The 16,237-nt window shown below is 70.6% G+C and carries 16 protein-coding genes and 1 pseudogene; 9 read left to right on the forward strand and 8 right to left on the reverse strand.

The window, feature by feature from the left end:
* Nucleotides 1-6 precede the first annotated feature (6 nt).
* Nucleotides 7-639, forward strand: coding sequence for an NAD(P)H-binding protein (locus FHS29_RS26315; protein WP_184694995.1), 633 nt, complete (start codon nucleotides 7-9; stop codon nucleotides 637-639).
* Here FHS29_RS26315 and FHS29_RS26320 read toward each other — a convergent pair.
* Nucleotides 636-1,913, reverse strand: coding sequence for a D-arabinono-1,4-lactone oxidase (locus FHS29_RS26320; RefSeq protein ID WP_184695495.1), 1,278 nt, complete (start codon nucleotides 1,911-1,913; stop codon nucleotides 636-638). The genes FHS29_RS26315 and FHS29_RS26320 overlap by 4 nt on opposite strands.
* A 72-nt stretch (nucleotides 1,914-1,985) precedes the next feature.
* Here FHS29_RS26320 and FHS29_RS26325 point away from each other — a divergent pair, with 72 nt between their 5' ends.
* A complete protein-coding gene (locus FHS29_RS26325; RefSeq protein WP_184694997.1) occupies nucleotides 1,986-3,173 on the forward strand; it encodes an amino acid deaminase/aldolase in 1,188 nt (395 codons plus the stop codon).
* Between the two features lie 67 nt (nucleotides 3,174-3,240).
* Here the strand turns inward: FHS29_RS26325 and FHS29_RS26330 are convergent, their stop codons facing one another.
* On the reverse strand, nucleotides 3,241-3,855 hold the full coding sequence (locus FHS29_RS26330) for a TetR/AcrR family transcriptional regulator (protein WP_184694999.1): 615 nt from the start codon (nucleotides 3,853-3,855) through the stop codon (nucleotides 3,241-3,243).
* Between the two features lie 120 nt (nucleotides 3,856-3,975).
* Between FHS29_RS26330 and FHS29_RS37105 the strand changes: the two are divergent.
* The 3 genes and pseudogenes from FHS29_RS37105 to FHS29_RS26340 all read left to right on the forward strand — a co-directional run.
* A pseudogene (locus FHS29_RS37105) lies at nucleotides 3,976-4,040 on the forward strand (hypothetical protein); the annotation flags it as partial.
* A gap of 27 nt (nucleotides 4,041-4,067) precedes the next feature.
* Nucleotides 4,068-4,985: a family 1 glycosylhydrolase gene (locus tag FHS29_RS26335; RefSeq protein ID WP_312865105.1), complete on the forward strand. Its 918-nt coding sequence runs from the start codon at nucleotides 4,068-4,070 to the stop codon at nucleotides 4,983-4,985.
* Between the two features lie 36 nt (nucleotides 4,986-5,021).
* Nucleotides 5,022-5,786, forward strand: a complete 765-nt coding sequence (locus FHS29_RS26340; RefSeq protein ID WP_312865106.1) for an SDR family NAD(P)-dependent oxidoreductase — start codon at nucleotides 5,022-5,024, stop codon at nucleotides 5,784-5,786.
* A 417-nt stretch (nucleotides 5,787-6,203) separates the two neighbouring features.
* Here FHS29_RS26340 and FHS29_RS26345 read toward each other — a convergent pair whose 3' ends face one another.
* Nucleotides 6,204-6,566 carry a hypothetical protein gene (locus FHS29_RS26345; RefSeq protein WP_184695003.1) on the reverse strand — a complete coding sequence of 121 codons (363 nt, stop codon included), beginning with the start codon at nucleotides 6,564-6,566 and terminating at the stop codon, nucleotides 6,204-6,206.
* 13 nt (nucleotides 6,567-6,579) lie between these two features.
* A complete protein-coding gene (locus tag FHS29_RS26350; RefSeq protein ID WP_184695005.1) occupies nucleotides 6,580-6,924 on the reverse strand; it encodes a hypothetical protein in 345 nt (114 codons plus the stop codon).
* 252 nt (nucleotides 6,925-7,176) lie between these two features.
* Between FHS29_RS26350 and FHS29_RS26355 the strand changes: the two genes are divergently transcribed.
* From FHS29_RS26355 to FHS29_RS26365, 3 genes are all read left to right on the forward strand, one after another.
* Nucleotides 7,177-8,499 (forward strand): helix-turn-helix domain-containing protein, encoded by a 1,323-nt coding sequence (locus FHS29_RS26355; protein WP_246440895.1) that lies wholly within the window; start codon nucleotides 7,177-7,179, stop codon nucleotides 8,497-8,499.
* A gap of 14 nt (nucleotides 8,500-8,513) precedes the next feature.
* Nucleotides 8,514-9,404 (forward strand): aminoglycoside phosphotransferase family protein, encoded by an 891-nt coding sequence (locus FHS29_RS26360; protein WP_184695498.1) that lies wholly within the window; start codon nucleotides 8,514-8,516, stop codon nucleotides 9,402-9,404.
* 92 nt (nucleotides 9,405-9,496) lie between these two features.
* Nucleotides 9,497-9,790 carry a hypothetical protein gene (locus tag FHS29_RS26365; protein ID WP_312865107.1) on the forward strand — a complete coding sequence of 98 codons (294 nt, stop codon included), beginning with the start codon at nucleotides 9,497-9,499 and terminating at the stop codon, nucleotides 9,788-9,790.
* Between the two features lie 130 nt (nucleotides 9,791-9,920).
* Here FHS29_RS26365 and FHS29_RS26370 read toward each other — a convergent pair whose 3' ends face one another.
* Nucleotides 9,921-10,754, reverse strand: coding sequence for an NAD(P)H-binding protein (locus tag FHS29_RS26370; RefSeq protein ID WP_184695009.1), 834 nt, complete (start codon nucleotides 10,752-10,754; stop codon nucleotides 9,921-9,923).
* Nucleotides 10,755-10,814: 60 nt separating this feature from the next.
* Between FHS29_RS26370 and FHS29_RS26375 the strand changes: the two genes are divergently transcribed.
* Nucleotides 10,815-13,892, forward strand: a complete 3,078-nt coding sequence (locus FHS29_RS26375) for an NACHT domain-containing protein (protein ID WP_221456643.1) — start codon at nucleotides 10,815-10,817, stop codon at nucleotides 13,890-13,892.
* Here FHS29_RS26375 and FHS29_RS26380 read toward each other — a convergent pair.
* Genes FHS29_RS26380 through FHS29_RS26390 form a run of 3 tightly spaced genes read right to left on the reverse strand, consistent with a single transcriptional unit; the run spans nucleotide 13,889 to nucleotide 16,211 of the window.
* Complete coding sequence (locus tag FHS29_RS26380; RefSeq protein ID WP_184695011.1) at nucleotides 13,889-14,911, reverse strand: CopD family protein; 1,023 nt, start codon at nucleotides 14,909-14,911, stop codon at nucleotides 13,889-13,891. The two genes, FHS29_RS26375 and FHS29_RS26380, sit on opposite strands and share 4 nt — an antisense overlap.
* A complete protein-coding gene (locus FHS29_RS26385; RefSeq protein ID WP_184695013.1) occupies nucleotides 14,908-15,456 on the reverse strand; it encodes a copper resistance CopC family protein in 549 nt (182 codons plus the stop codon). Before FHS29_RS26385 ends, FHS29_RS26380 begins: the two co-directional genes overlap by 4 nt.
* The gene (locus tag FHS29_RS26390; RefSeq protein WP_184695015.1) at nucleotides 15,453-16,211 is read right to left on the reverse strand and encodes a YcnI family copper-binding membrane protein; all 759 of its coding nucleotides are present in this window, start codon (nucleotides 16,209-16,211) and stop codon (nucleotides 15,453-15,455) included. The genes FHS29_RS26385 and FHS29_RS26390 overlap by 4 nt, the downstream gene beginning before the upstream one ends.
* Nucleotides 16,212-16,237: the final 26 nt, after the last annotated feature.

Raw genomic sequence — 16,237 nt, forward strand, 5'->3', positions numbered from 1 at the left:
GGTCACATGCACCTGGTGATCGCGGGCGGGCACGGCAGGATCGCACTGCTGGTGGCGGAGTTGTCGGCCGGCCGGGGTGACCGGGTCACCTCACTGGTGCGCAACCCGGACCACTTCGACGACGTCCGCGCCACCGGGGCCTCCCCGGTGCTGTGCGACCTGGAGGCGGTGAACGTCGCCCAGGTCGCCGCGGTGCTGAGCGGGGCGGATGCCGCCCTGTTCGCCGCCGGTGCGGGGCCGGGCAGCGGCGTGGCGCGCAAGGACACCGTGGACCGCGCGGCTTCGGCGCTGTTCGCGGCCGGTGCGCAGGCGGCCGGGGTGTCGCGGTTCGTGCAGATCAGCACGGGCGGCATCGGCCGGGTGACCGGCGACGAGGTGTTCGACGCCTACCTGGCCGCCAAGGGCGCCGCCGAGGAGGACCTGCGGGAACGCCCGTTGGACTGGACGATCCTGCGGCCGGGTCGGCTGCTCGACTCGGCGGGTACCGGGCTGGTGACGCTGGCCGAGACGCCGTTGAGCGGGTCGGTCCCCCGTGCGGACGTGGCGGGTGTGGTGGTCGCGCTGCTGGACCGCCCGGCGACCGTCCGCCGGACCTACGAGTTGATCTCCGGGACGACACCGATCGAGTCGGCGTTCTAGCCGAGGACGCGGTCCAGGTAGCCGTTGGTGAACTTGCCGTCGGGATCCACCTCGGCGCGCACCCGGCGGAAGTCCTCGAAGTGCGGGTAGACCGGGGCCAGCGTGGTCGAGGTCCGGCTGTGCAGCTTGCCCCAGTGCGGCCGGCCGCCGACCGCGGTGGCGATCTTCTCGAACGCGTCGAAGTACTGCTCGTACGGCATCCCGAGGTACTGGTGGACGGCGATGTACGCGGTGTCGCGGCCGTTCGCGGTGGACAGCCAGATGTCGTCGCCCTGGGCGACGCGCACCTCCACCGGGACGATGACGCCGTGGTCCAGCCGGGCCACCGCGGTGCGCAGCTCGCGGAGCACGTCGTGCAGGTCGGCGCGCGGGACGGCGTACTCGGACTCGACGAACCGGACGCGGCGGGGCGTGACGAACACCTTGTGCGACACGTCCCGGTAGACGCGCTCGGAGACGAGGTTGCCGCAGACCCGGTTGAGCGTCCTCGTGGTGCGCGGTACGGCTCGGGCGATCCGGCAGACCAGGCCGAACGCGCCGTTCTCCAGCACCTCGTACTCGTAGAAGCGGCGGAAGCGGGACAGCGGCGCCGGCTCCTCGTCCACCCGGTTGTTGCGCTTCACGATCACGTCGTCGCTGTGCGGGAACCAGTGGAACTCGACGTGGTCCTCGACGGCGGTCAGGTGGTCGAACTCGTCGAGCACCTGGTCCAGCCGACCGGGGGACTCCCTGGCGTGCAGCACGAACGCCGGCACGCAGTGCAGGGTGACGGTGCTGATCACGCCGAGCGCGCCCAGGCCGACGCGGGCGGCGTGGAACAGGTCCGGGCGCTCCTCGGCCGAGCAGCGGACCTGCTCGCCGTTCGCCAGGACCAGCTCCATGGCCGTGATCCGGGTGGCGAGGCCGCCGAGCTTCGCGCCGGTGCCGTGGGTGCCGGTGGACGTCGCGCCGGCGATCGTCTGCGCGTCGATGTCGCCGAGGTTGGGCATGGCCAGGCCGAGGCCGTCGAGCAGGGCGTTCAGCCGGCGCAGGGTGGTGCCGGCGCGGACCGTGACGAGGGGGCCGGAGACGTCGGCGATGCCGGTCCACGCGTCCAGGTCCAGTGCCACCTGCGGGGCGGCGGCGATGTCGGTGAACGAGTGGCCGCTGCCGCGCGGGCGCACGCTGCTCGCCGCGGCGACGGCCTCGGCGATCGCGTCGGCGCTCGCCGGGTGCTCGACCCGGTGTGGATTCGCGGACGCGGTGCGCGCCCAGTTCGTCCACGGCGTCGCCATGCCCACCTCCGGTGTGACGGGATCCACGAACCGTAGGTGAAACAGATTCACCTTTCAAGTACCGTGAGCCACATGCAACCCCGTAGCCGACTCGACGGCGCGACGAAGGAGTTCGACCCCCCGTTCGCCGTCGTCGACCTGGACGCGTTCGACCACAACGCGGCCGACCTCGTGCGCCGGGCCGGCGGGAAGCCGGTGCGGGTGGCGAGCAAGTCGGTGCGGGTCCGCCGGCTGCTGGAACGGGTGCTGGCGCGGCCGGGGTTCGCCGGGGTCATGTGCTACTCGCTCGCCGAGGCGTTGTGGCTGTCGTCCGAGGACGTGTGCGACGACCTGCTGGTCGCCTACCCGACGGTGGACCACGGGGCGTTGCGCGCGCTGGCGTCGGACGAGGAGGCGCGGCGGCGGGTCACGATCATGGTCGACTCGGTGGAGCACCTGGACCTGGTGTCCGCGGCGTTGGGTGCCGGGCACCCGGAGGTGCGGGTCTGCCTGGAGCTCGACGTGTCCTGGCGGCCCGCGCCCGGCCTGCACGTCGGGCCACGTCGATCGCCGGTCCACACGGCTCGGGACGCCCGGGTGCTGGCGGAGCGCATCGGCGAGCGAACCGGGTTCCGGCTGGTCGGGGTGATGGCGTACGAGGGGCAGATCGCCGGGCTGGGTGATTCGCCGCCCGGCCGGCCGGTGCGCGGGGTGGCGCTGCGGTGGATGCAGCGCCGGTCGGCGGCCGAGTTGGTCGAGCGGCGGGGTGCCGCGGTGGCGGCGGTGCGGCGGGTGGCGGACCTGGAGTTCGTGAACGGTGGCGGGACCGGGAGCCTGGAGGTCACCGCCGCCGACGCCTCGGTCACCGAGCTCGCGGCCGGGTCGGGGTTGGTCGGGCCGACGTTGTTCGACGGGTACCGGGGGTTCCGGCCGCGGCCGGCCGTGCTGTTCGCGCTGCCGGTGGTGCGGCGGCCCAAGCGGCAGGTGGCGACGTTGTTCTCCGGCGGGTACATCGCCTCCGGGACGGCCACCGCCGACCGCCAGCCGACGCCCTACCTGCCACCGGGGTTGAAGTTGCTGCCGCTGGAAGGCGCGGGCGAGGTGCAGACGCCGGTGGCGGGCAAGGCCGCGGACTCGCTGGCGTTGGGTGACCGGGTGTGGCTCCGGCACGCCAAGGCCGGTGAGTTGGCCGAGCGGTTCACGCACTACCACGTCGTCAAGGGGGACGTGGTAGTGCGGACCGTGCCGACCTACCGGGGTGAAGGGCGGTCGTTCGGCTGAGCCGTCGTCCGGCTGGGTGGCTGTACGGCTGAGCCGTCGTTCGGCTGGGTGGTTGTCCGGCTGGGCCTCAGTCGGGCAGGCGGGTCGAGAGGTAGCCGCGGACCAGGACCTTGGCCTCGTCCAGGATCCGCTGGTCACCGGCCGGGTCACGGCGGAAGGCCAGGTTCAGCACGCCGTCGGCGGCCTCCACGGCGATCGAGATCGGCAGCTGGAGCTCGGCCAGCGGGATGTCGAACTTGGCCGAGATCATCTCCGCGATCCGGTCCGAGATGACCGTGTTGTTGTCCCGGCGGTCGTCCAGCAGGCGCATGTCGACCACGTCGCCGAAGTGCAGCTTGCTGAACGCGGGCACCTCGCGGTGCATGGACACGTACACGTCGAAGATCGAGTCGACGGCGTCCCACCAGTGCTCCAGGGTGGTGGACGTGAAGCGGCCGTCCACCGTCTGGATGAACTTCTCCAGGTTGCGCAAGGTCAGCGCCTGCACGACGGCCCGCTTGTCCGGGAAGAACTGGTAGAGCGAGCCGACCGCCACTCCGGCGCGTTCGGCGATCAGTGTCGTTGTCACGCCGTCGTAGCCGACCTCCTCGATGAGCGAGGCACAGGCTTCGAGCATCCGCTCGACGCGCTTGGCGCTGCGCTGCTGCACCGGCTGCCGGCGCAGTGGGGTCGTACTCGTCACGGCGACTCCTGGTCGATGGGTTGCGGGATTCCATAGTGCCCGCTCCTGGACGACCGCACTTCCAGTTGCGGTGCAACACGCCTACGATCCGAATTACTTTCATGTTCTGGGAGGCCTCGCGTGACCTTGCCCGACGGGTTCCTCCGGGGTGTTTCGACCTCCGCGTTCCAGGTCGAAGGGGCGTTGCGGGAGGACGGGCGGGTCCGGTCGGTGTGGGACGCGTTCCCCGCTTTCGAGGGCTGTACCACTGGGACGCGCCGGCTTCCGTTGAAGAAGAGGGCGGTTGGCTCAGTCGGGATACTCCTTTCCGGTTCGCGGAGTACGCGTCGCGGGTCGGGGAGCTGCTGGCGGACCGGGTCGCGATGTGGATCCCGGTCAGCGAACCCGCGATGGTGACGTTGCTCGGGTACGCGACCGGGCAGCGCGCGCCGGGCAAGGCACTGCTGTACGACGCGCTGCCCGTTGCCCATCACCTGAACCTGGCGCACGGGCCGGCCGTGTCGGCGTTGCGCGACTGCGGGGCGCGGGCGGTGGGGACGGCCGACAACGACACGCCGGCGTGGGGTGACGGGGATGGCGGTGAGGAGGCGGCTGCCGCCTATTCATCGCTGCACAGCTGGCTGTTCGCCGACCCGGTGCTGGTCAGGAGCTACCCGGCGGACCTGGCCGACCGCTTGCCGATCGTGGACGGCGACCTGGCGATCGTCTCGCCGGAACTCGATTTCTACGGCGTGAACTACTACAACCCGACGCGGCTGCGAGCGCCGTCGCCGGGCAACCCGTTGCCGTTCCAAGGTCGGCGGGCTGGTCGGGGTCAGCCAGATGCTGGGGACGGTGTCGGGGCATTCGTGGTGACCGTGCTGGTATCCGGGGTGGCGGACGGGTACCTGGCCTGCGCGGTGGTGGTCGTGGCGGGTGCGTTGGCGTTCGTGGTGCTGACGCCGGACGCACGGCTGGCGGTTCGGCCCGCCTTCGAGTGGCGCGGGCTGTGGGTCTCGCCCTGGGCGGCACTCAGGTCGGTGGCGTTGGGCGGAGTGGGTTGGGCAGGGCGGAGTAGGGCGGGGAAGGGAGAGAGGGAGGAGAGGGCGCAAGGGAGAGGGGGCGGGGTTGGTCTTGGTGGTTCGGAGTAAGGGGTTCCAGTGCGGTTGGCAGGTCGGACGGTTGTCGTGACAGGGGCGTCGCAGGGGATCGGAGCGGCGGCTGCGGAGACGTTGGCTCGGCGTGGAGCGGTTGTCCTGCTTGTGGCCCGGAGCGCCGAAGCGCTCGAATCCGTCGTTGAGCGGGTCTCACATTTCGGTGGTCGTGCGGTGGCGTTGCCCGCGGATCTGACGGATGTCGACCAGATCCGTACGTTGGCCGAGCGGGTGGTGGCGGAGTACGGGGCGCCGGACGTGTTGGTCAACAACGCCGGGGCGGGGCGGTGGTTGTTCCTGGACGACACCCCGGCGGACGAGCTGGCCGCGATGACCGCGTTGCCGTTCGGTGCGGCGTTGCGGCTGACCAGGGAGTTCCTGCCGGGGATGCGGCAGCGCGGATCGGGGTGGGTCGTCAACGTGAACTCGCCGGTGTCCCGGCTGCCGATTCCGGGCGCCACCGGGTACGCGGCTGCGCGGTATGCGTTGCGGGGCTTGACGGCTGCGCTGCGGCAGGACCTGCGGGGGACGGGCGTGGGGGTGAGCGAAGTGGTGCCGGGGAAGGTGAGCAGCCGGTACTTCGTGAACAACCCGGGGGCGGAGGAGCGGATCCCCGGGGTGGCGCGGCTGATCCCCACGGTGACGCCGGAGCGGGTGGCCCGGGAGATCGCGTTCGTGGTGGAGCGGGAGCGGGCTGAGCGGGTGTTCCCGTGGCAGCTCAAGGCGTTCGAGGTGTTCGGGAGGGTGCTGCCGGGGGTGGCGGGGTATCTGACCTGGCGTACCGGGGTGCATCGCTGAGGGGGCGGAGGGTGGGAGTGCGGCGAAGGAGCTGAGTGATCACAAGCAGGCGCTCGCCGCTGGGCAGGCCATACGGGGAGAACGCGGGGGTGACGGGTGTGCTGCGCACGGCGTTCGGTGGGTGCTTGCTCGTGCGTGCTTGCTCGTGGGTGGAAACGGCCCCGATGCCGTGGGTGGAAACGGCCCCCGATGCCTGCGCGGGAGGGGCAGGCATCGGGGGCCGGGGTGGTGCCCGCGGACCAGTGCCGGTCGGGGAGGGAAGGTGCACAGCACCGGCCCGCGGATGTCTTCGTGTTCAGTTGTGGCCGGCCGGCGGTCCGTTCGTCGCGGTCGGGGGTTCGCTCGTCCCGGACCGCCGGCCAGTAGGCGGGTGCTCGACCGTGTCGCGTCGGGGGAACGACAGGTCGGGGCCGCCCGTCAGTGGGCTCGAAGCACCGCGGCACGTCTGGTCCTGGTGACCGGAGGGGTCACCAGGGCCGAGCGCAGGTGTCGAGCCGGGCGCGGGGCCAAACCGCCCGCGACCAGGTGTTCGTACGCGGCGCGCCACACCGGGCAAGGGCTCTTCTGCTGGCGCCAGCGACCCGAGCACTCAGGGCAGTTGCCCTTCTCGTCCGGTTCGTGGGCGGCCAGCAGGGCCCGCCATCCCTCGGTCAGCCGAGGGAGCTCGGATCGTGCCACCGACAGCAGGGACGGGGCGTCGGCCTCGTTGGCCAGCTCGGTGAGCAGGTCCAACCTCTCCCACACCGCGTTGCGAAGAACTTGTCCGAGGATCTCGTCCACCGAAACGTCACCGTCACCTTTCCGCCTGCTCGGCGGCTTCGCGTAGCGCTGCCCTGAGCTGTACGAGTTGGTCTGCCGACAGCACCGCCGTCTCGCCCGGCGGGCCGACCAGGACCACGCGGCCCTGGTCGACCAGCACGGTGAGGCAGCGCTCCCGGTCGACCACGTCGCTGCAACGAATCCGCCACCAGCGACGCTGCCCGGTCGAGCCGCGCCATCCGGAGTCGAGGTCGGTCGACTCCTGGACAGTTGTCGGAGCAGGAGAAGGGGCCGTGGCGACGGCGCGCGCTGCCGGTCCACCTGTGGTGGTCACCGCCCGCTCGATCAGGTCCACTGCCGGGTTCCTCTCCGTACTCACTCGCTTACCGGAACTTAGATTGCGATGATTCAACCCGGATCGGGACGTCATAGCGCTGGCCGGTGGCCGTTCCACGGTAAGCGGTCAGTGGAGTTCGGCAGGGCCGATCAGCCTCGCCGATCGACACTTCCTGCACTTGGGGGAGTGCCCCTACTCTGCCGTTGACGCCCAAGGGACTGTGAGGGGGCGCAATTGAACACCACCGGTTCGCAAGGCTCTCCTGTTACACCGGACGTCTGGGACCAGCAGGAGATGCGGGACGCGCTGGCCAGGCGGGAGATCAGCTCGGTGTACCGGCTGCTCCGACGGCACGGCGTGTCCCAGCGCCAGATCGCGGCGCTCACGGGCCAGTCGCAGTCCGAAGTGTCGGAGATCCTCAAGGGTCGTCAGGTCATGGCCTACGACGTCCTGGCCCGGATCGCCGCCGGCTTGGGTGTCCCCAGGGGATACATGGGCCTCGCCTACGACGAGGCCACGGCAGTGCGGGTGGCCGCGACCGCGGAGGCACCCCAGTCTGAGGAGGACGAGTCGGTGAAGCGAAGGAAGTTCCTCGCGCACGCCGCCGCCATCACCGTCGGCGCGGCCGTGTTCGGTACGGACTCCGGGTCTTGGGCTTCGTCGCCCGCGCAGACTCCGGCTCCCGGCCGCATCGGCATGACCGACGTGCGACAAGTCGAAGCGGCCACGAGGGCGCTGCGCACCTTGGACTACCAGTACGGCGGCGGCTCCTGCCGCGACGCCGTGGTCGCGCAGCTCTCGTGGGGTCAGCAGATGCTCGGCGCGAACGCCACGGACCTGGTGAAGGAGCGGCTCTACGTCGCCCTCGCCGACCTGCACAACCTGGCCGGCTGGACGTCGTTCGACACCGGCCTCTACGACTCGGCGCGCAACCACTTCGGCCAGGCACTGGGTCTGGCGAAGCAGGGTCGCAAGGAAGAGCTGGTGGCGAACATCATGTACCGGATGGGTCGCGTGTACCTGCACCAGAACGCGCCGGACGACGCGCTGAAGGTGTTCCAGCTGGGCCAGCTGGCGGCGCAGAACTCCGGTTCGGAGCTCGCGGTCGGCATCCTGTGCGCGAACGAGGCCTGGGCCTACGCCAAGATGGGTTCCGACGACCAGGCGCTGAAGCTGCTCGGCCGGGCGCGCGACGAGTTCGCGCGGGCCAACATCAGCGAAGCGCCGGCGTGGGCGAAGTTCTTCGACGCCAACGACTTGTCGGCGATGATCGGCACGGTGCACACGGAGCTGGCGCAGACCGTGGACGCGAAGTACACGCGGACCGCGATCCCGGCCCTGTCCAAGGCGATCAACGGCTACGGCGAGGACATGAGCCGCAGCCGGTCGTTCAACCTGACCTCGCTGTCGATCAACCACCTGCTGGAAGGCGACATCGACCACGGCGCGAAGATCGGCCGGCAGGCGATCGACCTGTCCGAGGGCCTGAAGTCGGTGCGCACCAAGGACCGCATGAAGCCGTTGCAGCACGAGGCGGAGAAGCGCCGCAACAACCCCGACGCACGTGAACTGGCCGACCGGGTCGCCAAGTTCACCGGCAACGACAGCGCGGCCTGATCCTGGAGGTCGGGCTGGACGGCAGGTTCACCCCCGCCGCGCTGACCGCCGTGTTGGAGCGGCTGTGCACACCGCTGGGCTTGACGCACCGCGACGCCCGGCTGGTGAAGTTCACCTCCAACGCCGTGTTCGACCTCCCCACCGACCGGGTCGTGGTGCGGATCGTCGGATCGATGGCGTTGCGGCACCGGGCCGAGAAGGTGGTCCGGGTCGCCCGGTGGCTGGCCGCGCACGACGTGCCCGCGGTGCGGCTGGTCGAGGAGTTCCCGCAACCGCTCGCCGTGGGCGGGCACCTGGCGACGATCTGGCACACCGTGGCCTCGGACGGGGCCCCGGTCGACGGCCGTGACCTGGGACTGCTGTTGTGCCGCATCCACGAGCTGCCCGCGCCGCCGTTCGAGCTGCCGCGCTGGTCGCCGTTGGACGACGTGCGCAGGCGCATCGCGGACGCCGAGGAGCTGTCGGCGCCGGATCGCGAGTACCTGGAGGAGCGGGTGGCCGTGCTGGAAGCGCGGCTGACCGACCTGCCGACCGTGCTGCCGGAAGGCGTGGTGCACGGCGACGCGCACCTGGGCAACCTGATCCCCAGCCCCGACGGGCCGGTGATCTGCGACTTCGACTCGACCAGCATCGGGCCCCGGGAGTGGGACCTGAGCACCCTGCCGGTCGGCGTGGCGCGCTTCGGCCACCCCGCCCACTGGTACCGGCAACTGGCCCGCGTGTACCGGTTCGACGTGACCCGGTGGGCGGGCTTCGCGGTGCTCCGGGACGTGCGGGAACTCAAGCTCACCACCAGCGTCCTGCCGATCCTGCGCAGCCACCCGGAGGTGCGCGACGAGTTGCGCCGACGCCTCCAGGCACTGCGGGTCGGGGACACCACGACTCCGTGGACCCCATACCGTTGACCCGGTGGGAGTTGGGGAACGAACCGGTAACACTCGGGCCGTCGATTCCGACTCACGCAAAGACGGGGACGGGTGAGTGCGGTGAGGTGCGCGTGATCGGACAGCTGGTGGGTGCTCGGCGCTGGCGCACGAAGCGCGCGCTGAAGGCTGCGCGGATGCTCGACGAGGTCGTGGACACCCAGTTGCCGCTGCTGGCCTCGTTCGACGAGGACCGGCGCCGGCGCTCCGCCGACTACCTGGCCGAACTGGTCAAGCTCGCCCAGGACTACCGGTACTTCGCGCACGGCTGGATCGACGCGAAGGAGCTGGACCGGCGCGGCCACCAGGCGATGGCCAAGCTGAACAAGCTCCGCGAGGACCCTACGGCGCGACTGATCACCGACTAGACCGCTCGGCGCAGCTCACCGCACCGAACGGTCCATTCACCGATCATCGCCGTTCGAGGTCTCATCCACTGATCAGCACCGGCCGAGGCGTCGGCCGATCTCCGGCTCCGCGGGGCCGGCGGCCGTGTGGTCAGCGGTCGGTGGACCACGTTCGTGCGGCGTAGTCGGCGAAGTCGACGGGTTCGCGGCCGGTCACGTCGGCGACTGCGGTGGTCGTCCGCGCGGCGGGCGGTCGGGCGTCGGTCGGTTGGGCGGACTCGACCAGGCGTTGGAAGGCCGCCACCTCCTCTTCGGTCTGGTCGGCGGGCATGCCGAGGGCTGCCTGTTGGGCCCGGTAGTCGTCGGGCGAGCCGCGGAAGGTCAGGGATCGGCCGGACGCCCGCCCGATGAGGTCGAGTGCCTCGCCGAACGTCAGCGCGCGCGGCCCGGTCAGCTCGTAGGTCTGCCCCTCGTGGCCGTCCTCGGTCAGCGCGGTCGCCGCGACGGCCGCGATGTCGTCGGCGTCCACGAACGCCTGTGCCAGGTCGCCGACCGGCAGGGCCAGTTCGCCGGCTTCGACCGCCGGGCGGAAGAAGCCCTCGTCGAAGTTCTGGTTGAACCAGTCCGGCCGCACGATCGTCCAGGCCGCGCCGGAGGCCTTGACGGTCGCCTCGGCCGCCAGCAGCCGTTCGTCCCGCATCGCCTCGATGCCGCGGCTGGACAGCAGCACGAGCCGCCGCACGCCCTGGTCGACGGCCTCCCGCACGAACGCCGGATCGATCGGCAACTCGTGCGGAGCCATCAGGTACATGCTCCGGGCACCGGTCAGCGCGGGGCGCCAGGTGTCCGCGTCCGCCCAGTCGAACCGCACGTCACCGTGCCGGGACGCGCCCCGGACGGCGTGCCCCCGCGCCTTCAGCCGTGCGACTACCCGGCGGCCGGTCGAGCCGGTGGCGCCCAGGACCAAGATCGGTGTGGTGTCCATGCTCCGATTAGAGCAGGGGGGTACGACATTTTTGCGGGGACGGTCTCCGGGCTGTCGGTTATGCATCTGTCGAGTGCGGGGGAGGCGGTCATCGTCGGTCTGGAGAGCGCAGCGCTGAAGCTGGGCACGACCATCGCGGCGCACGCGGCGAAGTTCTGGTTGCAGCGGCGGAAAGCCGGGTTCGAGCGCGGCGCGAGCCTGGCGGAGTTGGCGCAGGCGGAGCTGAGAGGGCCGTTGCAGCAGCGGAAGCTGGAGAACCTGGTGGAGAGGATCGGCCAGCAGGTTGCCGAGCAGTTGGCCCCGGTGCTGGAACAGCGGTTCGGCGGCGTGCCGGGGAACGAGGTCGAAGCCGCGCTGGCGGCGGTGGTCGACGTCCTGGCGGAGGTGGACCTGTCCGACGAAGCGCTCCTGGCCGCTGACGCCGACGCCGAGATCCTGGCGCAACGGATTCGCGAGCAGTTCCCCAGACGGGCCGCGCTGCTGTCCGAGGAGGCCGGGCGGTTGCACGAACTGGCGCTGGACCAGGCGTGCCGCCACCTGGTGCAGGTGGTCCGCTACCTGCCGTCCTTCCAGCCGGCCGCGTTGGCGGAGGCGTTGAGCCGGTTGACCGCGCAGTCCGAGCAATTGGAGTCGCTGCTCTCCCGAACTCCCACGACCAGCCTCTACGCCCCGCGCGGGGTGGACCGTGACGAGGCTTTCCGGGTCGAGTACCTGAGCAGGTTGGCGGCGAAGCTGGACCGCCTGGAACTGCTCGGGCTGCCCGGCGACGAGCAGCCCACGCTGGCGCTGACCGTGGCCTATCTGAGTCTCAGCGTGTCGGGCGCCGCTGATCGGACGCGGCCGCGGCGCGGTGGTCGGGTACAGCCGGAGAGCTGGTTCGACCCGTTGGCGAGAACGCGGGACCAGGACGCTGAAGGTGTCCCGGTGGAAGCGGCGATCGGCGACGAGTCGAGGGTTCTGCTGCGCGGTGACGCCGGTTCGGGAAAGACGACGCTGCTCGATTGGCTGGCGGTGCGGGCCGCGCGGGACGAACTCGGCGGGGCGCTGGGCGACTGGAACGACTGCGTCCCGTTCGTCATCCGACTGCGGACCTTCGCCGAGGGCGACCTGCCGAACCCGGAGCGTTTCGTCGCGCAGTGCACGCCGATGATCGTGGAAGTCATGCCGGAGGGCTGGGTGCACCGGCTGCTGAAGACCGGGCGGGCCATGCTGTTGATCGACGGCGTGGACGAGGTGCCCGCGGCGCGGCGCCGAACGGTGAAGTCGTGGCTGCGGGATCTGCTGCTGACCTTTCCCGACACCCGCGTGGTGGTGACCGCCCGGACGGCCGCCGCGGACAGCCGGTGGTTGGCCGAGGAGGATTTCCGCGCGGTGACCCTGGAACCGATGAACCCGGGGAACATCCTCGACTTCGTGGCCCGCTGGCACCAGGCGGCGGAACTGTCCGGCGCGGAGGTCGCCGAGGCGGAACGCCGACTGCGCGGCCAGTTGGAACGGCCGCACCTGAGGCAGCTCGCGGCGAGTCCGCTGTTGTGCGCGATGCTGTGCGCGTTGAACCTGTCGCACCGATCCGAACTGCCGCGCAACCGCATGGACCTGTACGCCAAGGCGTTGGCGATGCTGCTGCACCTCCGTGACGCCGAACGCGGCATCCCGGGATTGCTGGGTGACACGGAGAAGCGGGTCCTGCTGCGGGATCTGGCCTGGCGGCTCACGTTGGCGAACAAAGTCGAGCTGTCGACGGCCGATGCGCTCGGCCACATCGCGCGCAAGCTACCCGGGATGCCGAACGTGGCGATCGAACCGGAACCGGTCTTCGACCACCTGCTGGAACGGAGCGGGGTGCTCCGGGAACCCGTTCCGGGACGGGTCGACTTCGTGCACCGCACGTTCCTGGAGTACTTGGCGGCCGACGAGGCGATTCAGCAGCACCACGTCGACACGCTGATAGCGCACGCGCATCTGGACACGTGGTGGGAAACCGTGGTGATGGCGTGCGGCCACGCCACGGCGAAACAGGCGAGCGACCTGCTGACGGGCATTGTGGATCGCAGCGAGAACGAGCCGACCAGGGCCCGGCACCTCAGGTTGTTGGCAGCGGCGTGCCTGGAGACGGTGCGGGACATCGCGCCCGAGGTGAGCACCCGGGTGGACACCATGGTCGAGCGGAAACTCGTCCCGCCGCGCAGCCTGCCGGAGACCGGCTCACTGGTCGCGATCGGCCACCGCGTGCTGCGCTACCTGCCGAGAAGCCTGGAAGGGCTGTCCGAGGCGAAGGCGGTCGCCACCGTCCGGGCCGCCGCGCTCACCGGCACGGTCGACGCGCTGCCGCTGCTCGCCGGATACGCGCGGGATCCCCGGAGCGCGGTGCACGTGGAGCTGGGTCGTGCGTGGCCCTACTTCGACCCGGAACGCTTCGCCGACGTGGTGCTGTCGAATTCCCTGCTCGGTGGTGGTCGGTTGACCATCTCATCCAGGAAACTGATCCCCTACGTACACCGACTGCCCGCGTTGACCGCACTCGCGATCCGGCTGGACTTCCACGAGGTCATCGAGCGCCTGGACTTGTTCGCCGGGGTTCCGAACCTGGTGGAACTGGATGTGCGGGTCGACGCGTGGCGGTCGCACGACCTGGGTTTGCTCGGCGAGCACCGGAGTTTGAAGCACCTGCGCGTTTTCGGCCTGGACATCACCGAGGACCTCTCACCCATTGCCGACCTGCCCGAGCTGGGATACGTCTCTTTGCACGGCTACGCGGACCGGGGTCTGGCCGGCGTCGATCGCCTGGACGACATCTACTCGGTGAACCTCTTCCGGCCGGTCTGCGGTCGGCACCTGGCGAATGCCGCACGGGTGTTCGGCCGAGCGAGCTTCATGAACCTGTCCGGGTTCGACCACCTGGAGCTGGACGCGTTGCCGTCGTCGTTGTCCGAGCTGATGCTGCAGAACACCACCCTGGACGACATCGGCTCGATCGTCGAGCTCACCGGGCTGAAGCGGCTCTCCATCTCGAACAACGTGAAGTTCGACTACGACCTCACCCCGCTGGCCCGGCTGGAGCTGGAGGAACTGCAACTCGCCGACGGGATCGACTACCGGGGCCTGGAACGCCTCGGTGCGAAGATCCGGGTGGTCTAGGCGACCGGGGCGCGCGAGAGGATCACGGCGAGGCCGAAGGCGATCCCCATGATGGTCACCTCGACGGCCGCCCACCCCACGATCGCCGTCGTCCTGTGCTGGGCGATGTGCGGGAGCATCCGCCAGCGGATGTTCGCGCCGAGCAGTGCCAGAAGTCCGGCGCAGACGATCTTGCCCACCAGGATCAAGCCGTACGAGGTGGTGAACAGGGACACCGGCAGGGAGACCACCGGGTTCAGCGCCAGCTCGAGCAGGCCGTTGAACAAGCCGGTGACCGAAACCAGGACGAGGCTGATCGTGGCCAGTCTGGAGAACTTGGGCAGGGCTTCCGCGAGCAGCCCCCGGCGGTGGGCCACCAGCACGACCAGGGCGGCCAGGCCGCCGGTCCACGCGGCTGCGCCCAGGACGTGCAGCTCCATGGAGATCATGGAGTAGTCGTGGTACTTCCAGTTCGACGCGTGACCGGTCACCGGCAGCGGCAGCAGGCCGAACATGGAGATCAGGATTCGCAGTTCGGCGGGGACGGTCTCGCCCTTGCGGACGGCGAGGATGCCCACCCACAGGTAGTTCAGCGCGCAGACCGCGCTGAACAGCAACCCCTGACCCGCGCCGACCCGCTGCACGTAGTCGACCACCGATCCGATGGTGACGGTGACGTCCGGGCGGGTTTCGTAAGCCCTGATGACGATCGACAGCAGGGCGGTGAAAACCCACACGGCCGCCGCGATGACCGCCCCCGGGCGCGCCAGGCGCATCACCGGTTCGGTCAGGTTGGGGCGGCTGAACCCCAACAGCTTCGGCAGCAGGCTGAGGCCCACCACGGCCGTTGCCGAGAGGTCCAGCAGGGTCCGGACGAGAGGGTGCGCGAACCGGACCACCACCCCCGGTTCGGCCACGCCGACCACTTCCGGCGTGGTCGACAGGCCCAGGCCGAGGAATACGCCGAGTGCCCCTCCGACGAGGAGGCCGGCGACGACCCAGTACCTGGTGGTGGGGGTGGTGGTCCGGTTCACGGTCATCGCCTGGCGTCCTCCTTGGCTCCGCCGCGGAGCGCGAAGTACACGCCTCCGCCGAGGAGGATCACCGCGCCGACGATCCAGACCCAGATCGGCACGCCGCCGCCGCTCTCGTCGGTGGCGGTCGCCTCGGTGGCGGTCGTCGCCGGGGCCGGGGTGCCGGTGCCCGCTTTCGTGGTCTTGAACTTCAGCGAACCGGTCACCGGGTGGCCGTCGGCCGACAGGATCCGGTAACCGACGTCGTACTCGGCGGCCGGACCCAGTGGCCGCACCTTGAACGTCACCGAGTTGTTCTTCACCGTCGGTTCACCGTCGGCCTGCCACTGGGTGTTCTCCGGGCCCCGGACGGTGATGGTGTTGAACTTGTCGCCCGCCTGGACCGGCTGGTCGAAGGTCAGGGTGATCTCCGCCGGGCCCGCCTCCAGCGCCTGGCCGTCCTTCGGGTCGCTGCTGACCAGCACGTTGTGGGCGAGTGCCGGGCCGGCCGTGGCCAGCGCCGCGCCGCCCGCGAGCAGGCAGGCCAGCAGCAACGGGAGTGCGCGCCTCATGCTGACGGCTTACCCGCCGCGCGCCGCGACCGCAGGACGGCACCCGCGCCGAAGCCCAGGCCCAGGGCACCCACCGCGAGGCCCGCGCCGCCGAGCCAGCGGGCGGTGTCGTCCGTCGTGGTGGACGTGGCGTGGCCGTCGTCCTTGGTGGTGGCGGCGTTGGTCGCCTCGCCGTGGCCGCTGCCGTCCTTCTTCGCGACCAGCTTCAGCACCGGCGCGGGGCGCTCCGGCTCCTCCGCGCCCTCGGCGGGCGGCGGGGTGTTCCAGTCCACGACCTCGCCGTTGTCGTAGGTCTGCTTGGTGGGCATGACCAGCTTGTCCGTGTTGTCCGGCAGCGGGCCGACGGACAGGTCGAACTCGTTGAACTGGCCGGGCTCGATGCGGACGCCGGGGTCGGCCGTCCAGACCACCGTGCGGACGGCTTCGGTGACCTCGCGGCCGTGGCTCTTGACCGGCGTGTCTAGCTTCGCCTTGACCGTTTCGACCTTCCAGCCCGGCGTGGGCTTGGTGCTGACCGACGCCAGCGGGTACTCGGCGGGCAGGGTCAGTTCGAGCTTCACCGTGCCGTTGGCGGGCCGCTCGTTGGGCACCCGCAGGGTGACCTTGGTGTAGCCGCCCTGCACGGCGTCCTTCGGGGTGGACGCGGTGACGTGCGCGGACGCCGGGCCCGCCGTGCCCAGCGCGAGGAACGCGGCGATCGCGAGCACGGCGCCGCCCTTGGCGAGCGTGCGCACGCCAAAACGATTTGTCGACATGAAGTTGTCGCTCCTGATTACCAGAG

Origin of the sequence: Saccharothrix tamanrassetensis (assembly GCF_014203665.1) — a bacterium.
In the GTDB taxonomy this organism is placed as follows: Bacteria; Actinomycetota; Actinomycetes; order Mycobacteriales; family Pseudonocardiaceae; genus Actinosynnema; species Actinosynnema tamanrassetense.